This is a genomic window from Thermomonas sp., from assembly GCF_035369645.1.
Taxonomy (GTDB): Bacteria; Pseudomonadota; Gammaproteobacteria; order Xanthomonadales; family Xanthomonadaceae; genus Thermomonas.
In genome coordinates this window covers 10,468-20,678 of sequence record NZ_DAOOUM010000045.1, presented here as the reverse complement: position 1 = coordinate 20,678, position 10,211 = coordinate 10,468, and the positions used below count along the sequence as shown (strand labels likewise).

The 10,211-nt window shown below is 62.0% G+C and carries 11 protein-coding genes; 2 read left to right on the top strand and 9 right to left on the bottom strand.

Annotated elements, in window-relative coordinates; genetic code table 11:
• The 4 genes from cyoE to PK789_RS09265 all read right to left on the bottom strand — a co-directional run.
• A partial coding sequence (gene cyoE, locus PK789_RS09280; protein ID WP_324308477.1) for a heme o synthase occupies positions 1-836 on the bottom strand: 836 nt, incomplete at its 3' end.
• A 2-nt stretch (positions 837-838) separates the two neighbouring features.
• Positions 839-1,987: a COX15/CtaA family protein gene (locus PK789_RS09275; protein WP_324308476.1), complete on the bottom strand. Its 1,149-nt coding sequence runs from the start codon at positions 1,985-1,987 to the stop codon at positions 839-841.
• A gap of 31 nt (positions 1,988-2,018) precedes the next feature.
• Positions 2,019-2,606 carry a redox-active disulfide-containing membrane protein gene (locus PK789_RS09270; protein WP_288968840.1) on the bottom strand — a complete coding sequence of 196 codons (588 nt, stop codon included), beginning with the start codon at positions 2,604-2,606 and terminating at the stop codon, positions 2,019-2,021.
• Positions 2,603-3,358, bottom strand: coding sequence for an SURF1 family protein (locus PK789_RS09265; RefSeq protein ID WP_324296107.1), 756 nt, complete (start codon positions 3,356-3,358; stop codon positions 2,603-2,605). Before PK789_RS09265 ends, PK789_RS09270 begins: the two co-directional genes overlap by 4 nt.
• A 63-nt stretch (positions 3,359-3,421) precedes the next feature.
• Here PK789_RS09265 and PK789_RS09260 point away from each other — a divergent pair, with 63 nt between their 5' ends.
• Positions 3,422-3,649 carry a twin transmembrane helix small protein gene (locus tag PK789_RS09260; RefSeq protein ID WP_223625553.1) on the top strand — a complete coding sequence of 76 codons (228 nt, stop codon included), beginning with the start codon at positions 3,422-3,424 and terminating at the stop codon, positions 3,647-3,649.
• 86 nt (positions 3,650-3,735) lie between these two features.
• Here PK789_RS09260 and PK789_RS09255 read toward each other — a convergent pair whose 3' ends face one another.
• The 5 genes from PK789_RS09255 to coxB are packed head-to-tail and all read right to left on the bottom strand — an operon-like array spanning position 3,736 to position 8,001.
• Positions 3,736-4,626 (bottom strand): cytochrome c oxidase subunit 3, encoded by an 891-nt coding sequence (locus PK789_RS09255; protein WP_223625550.1) that lies wholly within the window; start codon positions 4,624-4,626, stop codon positions 3,736-3,738.
• A gap of 27 nt (positions 4,627-4,653) precedes the next feature.
• A complete protein-coding gene (locus PK789_RS09250) occupies positions 4,654-5,229 on the bottom strand; it encodes a cytochrome c oxidase assembly protein (protein ID WP_324308475.1) in 576 nt (191 codons plus the stop codon).
• Positions 5,230-5,231: 2 nt separating this feature from the next.
• On the bottom strand, positions 5,232-5,396 hold the full coding sequence (locus tag PK789_RS09245) for a hypothetical protein (RefSeq protein WP_223625544.1): 165 nt from the start codon (positions 5,394-5,396) through the stop codon (positions 5,232-5,234).
• Positions 5,383-7,002 (bottom strand): cytochrome c oxidase subunit I, encoded by a 1,620-nt coding sequence (ctaD, locus tag PK789_RS09240; protein WP_223625541.1) that lies wholly within the window; start codon positions 7,000-7,002, stop codon positions 5,383-5,385. Before ctaD ends, PK789_RS09245 begins: the two co-directional genes overlap by 14 nt.
• A 30-nt stretch (positions 7,003-7,032) precedes the next feature.
• Positions 7,033-8,001, bottom strand: coding sequence for a cytochrome c oxidase subunit II (gene coxB, locus PK789_RS09235; protein WP_324308474.1), 969 nt, complete (start codon positions 7,999-8,001; stop codon positions 7,033-7,035).
• Between the two features lie 222 nt (positions 8,002-8,223).
• On the opposite strand from coxB, the gene putA reads away from it, so the two are divergent.
• The coding region (gene putA / locus PK789_RS09230; protein ID WP_324308473.1) for a bifunctional proline dehydrogenase/L-glutamate gamma-semialdehyde dehydrogenase PutA at positions 8,224-10,211 on the top strand (1,988 nt) is incomplete at its 3' end.

Below are 10,211 nucleotides of genomic sequence, written 5' to 3'. Positions count from 1 at the left end.
TACACGATGGAATATTTGAAGGTACGCATCGCAAAAAACTCATCCGGTGGATCCAGCAATTTCCACGCATACCACAAGAACACCGCGCCCAGCACCAGCGCGCCACCCAGATAAAACAGGCCGCTCATGCGTGCCGCCCACGGCAGCACCGTCACCACCACCAACAGCACGGTGTACAGCAGGATCTGCCAGCGTGTGTAGGTGACGCCATGCGTGACCGGCAACATCGGCACCAGCGCACGCGCATAGTCGGCGCGGCGGAAAATGGCCAAGGCCCAGAAATGCGGCGGCGTCCACACGAAGATGATCAGCACCAATAGCAGCGCGTATTCCCAGTCGTGCGCTTGCTGCATGCCGGTGACAGCCGACCAGCCCAACAGCGGCGGTGCGGCGCCGGCCAAGCCACCAATCACGATGTTCTGCGGGGTGGCACGCTTGAGAAAACCGGTATAGACGATGGCGTAGCCAATCAGCGAGGCAAACGTCAGCGCCGCGCACACCACATCGACCCACAGCAGCAGGATGCTCATGGAGGCGACGCCCAGCACGATGGCGAACACCAGCACCTGCATGGGTGTCAGCGCGCCGGTGGCCAACGGGCGCTCGGCGGTACGCGCCATCACCTTGTCGATGCGTTGATCCAGCAGATGATTGATGGCCGCCGCACTGGCCGCCGCCAGCCAAATCCCGAACGTTCCCGCCAGCAGGCGCGGCCACGGCCACACATCGCCGGGCCCGATCGCCAGCAGCATGCCGATGATCGCGGTGAACACGATCAGCGCCACCACGCGCGGCTTGGTCAACGTCCAATATTGCGATGCCAGCGAACCACGCATGCTCAAGCCTCCGGTGGACGCAGGCGCGCCAGCAAGGTCACCAGCACGAACAGCAATGCGGTTGCGCCAGCGTTGTGCAATACCGCGATGTGCAATGGCAGCGACAACATCACATTGGCAATACCAAGCCCCACCTGCGTGCACAGCAGCAGCCCCAGCAACACGCCCCAGCCGCGCAAACCGGGACTGCGCAGCAGGCGCGCCGCGACGGCCAGCAAATGACCGAACACCAACACCGCCATCAGCCGATGCGCCAACTGGATCGCCACCCGCGCAGTGTTGTCCAGCACCCCGCCTTCATAATCCACGCCAATCCCGCGCCACAGCACAAAGCCTTCGGCGAAATCATGTTGCGGCCACCACGCGCCGGCACATTTGGGAAATTCAGCACCACAGGCCAATGCTGCGTAATTGGCCGATGTCCAGCCGCCCAGTGCGATTTGCACAATCAGCAATCCCAGCCCGATCAACAGCAAGCGCCGCAGCTTGCACGCGTCGCCGCTGATCAGCGGGATGTCGGTGGCGCGCCATGCCATCCAACTGAGCAGAGCAAAGGTGGTCAGGCCGCCCAATAGATGCCCCATCACCACAATGGGCTTGAGCAGCCAGGTGACCGTCCACATTCCCAGCAACGCCTGGAAGATGATGACGGCCAGCGTCAGTGTGGCCGAGCGCGCCAGATCCACATTCGACCAGCGCACCACGCCCAGCAACAGCAACGCTTCGCCCAACACCGCAAGGGCCGAGGCCGCGCCATGTTGCCCGCGCATATACAACGGAATCGCCAGCGCGACCGCCAACGCGGCACCGATCACGTGCTGCCAGCCCTGCGGGCGCTTGCGCGTGGCCAGCAACGCCAATACCAGCACCAGCACCCCCAGCGAGCCTGCAATCATGCGATGGAACTGCTCGCGCCACGCCTTGTGCGGCACCACCGGGCGGATCGCGGTGGCGGCGTGGTCGGTCACTTGCGCAGCATTGGTGGGCCATGCCACCTGGCCGTAGCAGGTCGGCCAATCGGGGCAGCTCAGGCCGGCATTGGACAGCCGCACAAACGCGCCAAACACGATGACACACGCCGCCAGTGCCACCGCCAGCCAGGCGATGCGGTGGAAATGGCGATACAGCACGGAACGCGGGGAGGAAGACATCAGCATCATCTTTTTGTTTTAGGCAAGCGCTTCAATTGATTTTAAGCAAGCGCGCCAGATCGGTGCGCAAATCCCCGGGGTCGAAGCCGGGTGCATAGCGCAGCACCACAAATCCGTTGGGATCTACCAGCCACACCGGGTCGCTATCGCCAGTGGCCACGTCTGCCTGCGTCAGGCCTGCGCGCAGGCCGGCATCGGCACGCAGCAGATACACCTCGCGCAGCCCATCCAGCGGCACTGGAGCCGCGCCGGCCCACAGCACATGCACGCGGTCAGCCTCGCGCCCCATCAACCGCCACACCTTGTCCAGATTTTCCAGCAGGTGTTGGCAGGCAGCGCGACGGGCACCCTCGCAATCACGCGGCATCGTCACCATGCGCCACGTGCGCGGGCTGTCTTGCCAGCGGTAGGACTTGCCATCGGCCAAGGTCGGCGAATAACTGCGCAGATCGCCATAGGGTTGCAGCATCTCGCCTTTGTTCTTCATTCCGTGCGGCCGCCAGCCGGCAAAGCGCAGTGCGCCGGCGGTCAACATGACGCCAAAAAACAGCAACAGCACAATCAGCAAGGTCTTGCGATTGTGGCGTAGTGCCGACGTTGCGGGAGTTGCGTCACTCATGATGTCTTCTTTCGTTTGAACGTCAGCACCAAGGCCACCACCAACACCGTGATCGCCAGCCCGAACCATTGCACTGCATAGCCTAAATGACGCTCGGGGGTCAGGGTGTTGGGCAGGATGTCCAGATCACGCTCGCCCGGTGCCAACATCACGCCGGCATCGCCGTGCGCACGTGCAGGATCCAGTCGCAGGACGCGGGGTGCAATGCCGGTGGGCAGGTGCAATGCCCTGGCCAGCGCAGGCACATCCATGCGCGCCGCCAACCAGCGATGTTCACCCAAGCTGGCCAGCGCTTGACCATACTGCAAGCCTTCGGCCGGCGGCGCGGCCAATAGACCACGCACCGCTTGCTCCGCGTGGGCCGGGCAGCCAAACACAGGCAGCGTGCGTGTGCCATTCAGTGGCCACCAACCGGCATCCAGCAACACCGCTTGACTGCCGATATCGGGCAGCAATACGCAATACATGCGCACACCTGCGCGCCCTGCGTGCTGCTGGTTGTCCAGCCACACGGTGACGTTGGCAATCCGCCCCTGTCCGCTTGACCAGTCGTAATTGGAGGCGCGTTTCGAATCCGATGCCAGCAGCAGCGGCTGCGGATGGCTGTGATCCAAGGCTTGTTGCGCCTGCGCCAGCATTGTCTGTTTTTCGTGCATGCGCGCCAGTTGCCAGCGCCCCAACCACGCAAACCCGGCCGCCAGCAGCAGTGCCAGCCACCACCACACCAACAATCGCCGCGTGATTGCGCTCATTGCACCGTATCATCCACCGCATCAATGCGGCTTGCCCGCGGCTGCCCGGCTTTGGAGAGAGATGTGAACGAGTCGCTGAAAATTCTGCTCATCGTGGGTTTCTTGATCCTCATCCTGTGGAACTTGGGTGCTGGCCTGTATTACATGCTGGTGGATAAAGGCCAGACCAAGCGCACGGTCAATTCGCTGACCAAACGGATTGCCCTGAGTATCGGTTTGATCCTGTTTGTGGTGTTGGCCATCAAACTGGGCTGGATCACCCCACATGGCGTGGGCCGTGCGCCGGGCTGAACCCTGATACCACTTGACGCACAAAGGCCGGCATCGCCGGCCTCTTTTTGTGCCGCCCTCTCCCCGCGTCGCGGAGAGCAGGAAGATCACAGCACGTAAACGAACAGGAACAGGCCAAGCCAGACCACGTCGACGAAGTGCCAATACCAGGCCACCGCTTCAAACGCAAAGTGGTTGTCCTTGCTGAAATGACCCTTGGCACAGCGCAGCCACATCACTGCCAACATGATCGTGCCCAAGGTCACGTGCGCGCCGTGGAAACCGGTGAGCATGAAGAACGTGGATCCGTAGATCCCCGAGCCCAAGGTCAAGTTCAGGGTGTGATAGGCGTGGATGTATTCGGTGGCCTGGAAGTACAGGAACAGGCAACCCAGCAGCACGGTCAGCCCCAGGAACAACATCAATGCGCCGCGCTTGGCTTCTTTCAGTGCATGGTGGGCAATCGTCACCGTCACGCCGGATGTCAGCAGGATCAGCGTGTTCAGCAGCGGCAAGCCCCACGCCGGCACGGTCTGGTAAGCCCCGCCGATATCGGCCGGGCCGTTGCTGGGCCAACCGGCGGAAAAGCCCGGCCACAGCAGTTCATGGGTGACAACCCCGTGACCTTCGCCATTGAGCCACGGCATCGCAAACTGACGTGCGTAGAACAACGCGCCGAAGAAGGCTGCAAAGAACATCACTTCCGAAAAGATGAACCACACCATCCCCATCCGGAATGAGACATCCACCTGCTTGTTGTAATGCCCGGCCAGTGATTCACGAATCACGTCGCCAAACCACTTGAACAAAATCGCCAACAGACTGGCAATGCCGATGAAGAACACCGTGCGGCCCCAGCTGACTTCGTTCAACCAGCACGCAAAACCGACCATGGTGGTGAACAACGCCACCGAGGCAAACACCGGCCATTTGCTGCCGTGCGGAACGAAGTAGATGTCCTGGTCGTGGCTGCCGTGCGCGGCGTGTGCATTGGCCATGGTGGTTTTCCGAAAGTTCAAAAAGGGTCAGGGCGCGGCGCGAACCGCTCCGGTTTGGCCATGTGCCGATGCAAGTGCAGCGGTCATCGCCTCGTTTTTATAGAAGGTGTACGACAAGGTGATGGTTTTCACGCCAGCCGGCAACGATGGATCCACGATAAAGCGTACTGGCATGTCGCGCGATTCACCGGCCGCCAAGGTCTGCGCGGTAAAGCAGAAACACTCGGTCTTGTTGAAATAACCCGATGCCCGCGCCGGCGCCACGGATGGCACCGCGCTGCCGACAATGGCGCGATCGGCTGCGTTCCTGGCAAAGTACAGAGCTTGGTACTGCCGCCCCACTTGCACCTGCATCGAACGCTGCTCGGGAGCAAATTTCCACGGCAGCTTGGAGTTCACGCCGCCATCGAACTGCACCGTCACCCACCGTGCATGGGGGTCGGCCTGATCACGGGTGGCGGCCACCGGCCCTTGCTCCAGCCGGATGCCAAACACTTTTTCGCAGGCGATGCGGTACAGCGGCACCAGCGAGAAGGTGAAGCCGAAGGCGAGCAGCACGACGCCGATCATCTTCCACACCCCCAACTCGCGGATGCCCGCCATGCTCAGCGCCCCATCCCGGTCAGCACGATGAAGCCGACATACACCAGCAGTGCAATCCCGCCCAGCAGCAACGCGGTGCGCTTGGCGCGCTTGCGGCGCGCCTCGATGACGGGGTCGGCTGCGGCAGATTCGCGTGACATCAGACTGGCCGTCTCAGTGGTGGACATCGCCATGCGCCAGATCGCCGTCGCGGATCACCGGCGGCTTTTCAAAGGTGTGATGCGGGGCCGGCGACGGCACCGTCCATTCCAGGCCCTTGGCACCTTCCCACGCACGCGCTTCAGCCTTGGCACCATGCTTCTTCGAATGCAGCAGCAGGAAGGCCATGAAGAACGGGGTGACGAACATGCCAAACGCACCGATCGAGCTGACCAGGTTCCAATCCGCAAACACCACGTTGTAATCCGGGATGCGGCGCGGCATGCCGGCCAGGCCCAGGAAGTGCTGCGGGAAGAACAGCACATTGACGAACACCATGGTCCACCAGAAATGGATCTTGCCAAGCGTTTCGCTGTACATGCGGCCAGTCCACTTCGGCCACCAGTAATAGATCGCGGCGATGATCGCAAACAGCGCGCCGGTGACGAGCACGTAGTGGAAATGCGCCACCACGAAATAGGTGTCGTGGTACTGGAAGTCGGCCGGCACGATGGCCAGCATCAAGCCGGAAAAACCACCAATCGTGAATAGCACCACGAAGGAAATCGCCCACAACATCGGGGTTTCGAAGGTGAGTGAACCGCGCCACATGGTGGTGACCCAGTTGAATACCTTCACCCCGGTGGGGATCGAGATCAGCATGGTGGCGAACATGAAGTACAACTCGCCACCCAGCGGCATACCTACCACGAACATGTGGTGCGCCCACACGATGAACGACAGGAAGGCAATCGCTGCGGTGGCATACACCATCGCCTGATAACCAAACAGCGGCTTGCGGCTGAAGGTGGGGATGATTTCACTGACGATGCCGAACGCCGGCAAAATCATGATGTACACCTCGGGATGCCCGAAGAACCAGAAGATGTGCTGGTACATCACCGGGTCACCGCCACCGGCGGCATTGAAGAAGCTGGTGGCAAAGAAGCGATCGGTCAGCAGCATGGTGACCGCACCTGCCAGCACCGGCATCACGGCGATCAACAGGAACGCGGTGATCAGCCAGGTCCAGCAGAAGATCGGCATTTTCAACAAATCCATGCCGGGTGCGCGCATGTTGAGCACGGTGGCGATGATGTTGATCGCGCCCATGATCGAGCTGATGCCCATCATGTGGATGGCGAAGATCGCAAACGCCAGGTTGCTGCCGCCCTGCAGCGACAGCGGCGGGTACATGGTCCAGCCGCCGCCGGGCGCGCCGCCCGGGAGGAAGAAGGTCAGCAGCAGCAGCGCGAACGCGAACGGCATGATCCAGAACGACCAGTTGTTCATGCGCGGCAACGCCATGTCCGGCGCGCCGATCTGCAACGGGATCATCCAGTTCGCCAAGCCCACGAAGGCCGGCATGATCGCGCCGAAAATCATCACCAGCGCGTGCATGGTGGTCAACTGGTTGAAGAACTCCGGTTTGACGAACTGCAGGCCCGGCTGCATCAGCTCGGTACGAATGCCCACTGACAGCGCGGCCCCCACAATCACCATCACGAAGGCGAACACCAAGTACAAGGTGCCGATGTCTTTGTGGTTGGTGGAGAACAACCAGCGTTCAATGAAGCCCTGCTGGTGACCGTGTGCGTCGTGGTGATCGACGGCGTCGTGTTGCGTAGCAGACATGGATTTGACCTTCGTGAATGCGGACGTGGATCAACCGGCCTGCGCAGCAGTGGCTGCGTCAGGCGGGGTGGTCTGCGAAGTGGTGGCCGAAGTGGCCTCGGCGGGCTTGGCTTCCGCCGCAGGCGCGGCTTCCGTCGGTGCGGGTGCGGGTGCGACTGCAGGTGCGTGCTTGGCTTTTTCTGTGGCTAGCCAGCTGACGAATTCATCCTTGCTCACCGCTTTGACCACAATCGGCATAAAGCCATGATCCTTGCCGCACAACTCGGCGCACTGGCCACGATAAATACCCGGCTTGTCGATCTGCGCCCATGCTTCGTTGACGACACCGGGCACCGCGTCTTGCTTCCAGCCCAAGTCCGGCACCCACCACGAGTGGATCACGTCATCGGCGGTCAGCACGAAGCGAATTTTGGTTCCCACTGGCAGCACCAACACATTGTCCACGTCCAGCAAATAATGTGGCGCATCGGCGGCGGTCACCACTTTGCCGCTTTGCCGCAACTCGTCGTGCTGGCGATTCAGGCGGCTGGTGAAGGACACGTCTTCGCCCAAATAGTCGTATTTCCACATCCATTGATAACCGGTCACTTTGACCGTCATCGCCGCATCACGCACGTCGTACATGCGCAGCAGGCCACTGGTGGCGGGGAACGCCAAACCGATCAGGATCAACACCGGAATCGCTGTCCAGATCGCCTCCAACTTGGTGCTATGCACAAAGCTGGTATCCGGCACCGCGCCCTTGGATTTGCGGAACTTGAAAATGGCCACCGCCATCGCGCCGAACACCAGCACGCCGATGATCACGCAAATCCATAGCACGATCATGTGGGCGTCGTAGGCGGCATGTGCGGTCGGGGTCACCCCTTCGCGCATATTCAACTGCCATGGGTGCGGATCGGCCGATCCGGCGAAATGAGTATGCGCAGCTGCCAGCAGCGGTAGGCAGGTCAGCGCCAAGGCCGCCAATGCCCGCTGTTTGAAACGACCGAATGTCATCACTATTGCGCCCCGTTGCCTGAATGACGGTGCGGCCCCCAGATCGTCAATTGACCCAAGTCAACCTCACCTAACCGATACGATGGTAATGGCGCAGCCCGCAGGCGGCAACCGTGGACATGCAAAAAACCGCCACAACGCCCGGTTTATCTGGATGCCGGCGCTGCCCGCAGGCACTAAACTAGGCGGCTTACCCCTCAGGAATGCCGGTTTTCCCGCGCAATGAATACCCCTGCCAGCCCCTCTGCCTCGCCCGTGCCGATTCTGGCACCGGAGCTGAACCCGCCCGCGTCTGCCCCACGCGCCGCCATTACCGCCGGCTGGATCCGCGACGAAGCCGCACATGTGCGCGAATTGTTGGTGCAGGCCACCCTGCCCGACGCCGACCGCAATGCCGCACAAGCCGTGGCCGCCGATCTGGTGCGCCGGGTCCGCGTGCGTGCCAACAATCAAGGCGTGGTTGAAGCCTTCATGCGCCAGTACGACCTCGGCAGTGAGGAAGGCGTGCTGCTGATGTGCGTGGCCGAAGCGCTGCTGCGCATTCCCGACCAAGCCACCGCCGACGCGCTGATTCGCGACAAATTGGCCGATGCCAACTGGAAGAAACATCTGGGCCAGTCCGATTCGGTGCTGGTCAATGCCTCTACCTGGGGCTTGATGCTGACCGGCAAACTGGTTGATCTGGCCGATGACACCAAGCGCGATGTGCATGGCGCGTTCCAGCGCTTGGTGGGACGCGCCGGTGAGCCCATGATCCGGCTGGCGGTGCGCCAGGCGATGAAGATCATGGGCCATCAATTCGTGCTGGGCCGCACGATTGACGAGGCCTTGGCGCGTTCGCGCAAGGGCGACTTCGCCAATTACCGCTATTCCTTCGACATGCTCGGCGAAGGCGCACTGACCACGCAAGATGCGCTGCGCTATCAGCAGGCATACCTGTCCGCCATCCACGCCATCGGCCAGACCGGCCCCAATGGCAGTTTTGCCGGCAGCGATGTGTTTGCCGCGCCCAGCATCTCGGTCAAACTCTCCGCCCTGCATCCGCGCTACGAGCACGCCAAGCGCGCACGCGTACTCGACGAGCTGGGTGGCCGCCTGCTGGAGCTGACGCAATTGGCGCGCCGCTACGGCATCGGTCTGACCATCGATGCCGAAGAAACCGACCGGCTGGAGCTCTCGCTGGACTTGATTTTTCAGGTCATGGCCGAGCGTTCGCTGAGCGGCTGGAACGGCTTTGGCATCGTGGTGCAGGCCTATCAGAAGCGCGCCCCGTTCGTCATCGACTACATCGCGCAGATGGCCGCGCAATTGAACCGGCGCATCCCCGTGCGGCTGGTCAAAGGCGCGTATTGGGATGCCGAAATCAAGCGCGCGCAGATGGATGGGCAAGCCGGCTACCCTCTGTTCACTCGCAAGCAAAATACCGACGTGTCGTATCTGGCCAATGCGCGGCGCTTGCTCGACCACGGCAACGCGATCTACCCGATGTTTGCCACCCACAATGCGCAAACGATTGCCAGCGTGCACCGGATGGCGCGGGCGATGCGCAGCCGCCGCGATTTTGAATTCCAAAAACTGCATGGCATGGGCGATGACCTGTATGCCGAAGTGATCCCGGAAAACCGCCTCGACGTGCCTTGCCGGGTGTACGCGCCGGTGGGCAGCCACGAAGACCTGCTGCCGTATCTGGTGCGCCGCCTGCTGGAAAACGGTGCCAATTCCAGCTTCGTCAACCGCATCACTGACGAAAGCATTCCGGTCGAAGAGTTGATCCGCGACCCGGTGGAGTTCGTGTCCTCGCTTGAACACATCCAGCATCCCCGCATCCCGCTGCCGGTCGATCTGTACCGCAGCCAACACCAGGACCGAGACAATTCCATGGGTATCAATCTCGCCAACGACGACCAGCTGCGTGACCTTGCCGCTGCCCTCAATACCGCCGGTGCCGGCAGCTGGACCGCTACGCCACTGGTGCCGGGCGCACCGGCCACGGGCGAAAAAATCGCGGTCACAAATCCAGCCGACCGCCGTGAAGTGGTGGGCCACTGGCAGGCCAGCGATGCCGCCACCGTCGAAAAGGCGCTGGCCAATGCGGTGGCCGCACAGCCCGCCTGGGATGCCACCCCGGCCGCCTCCCGAGCGGCCCTGCTGGAACATGCCGCCAGCCTGCTGGAAGCGCGCATGCCCGCCTACATGGCGATGTGCACCAA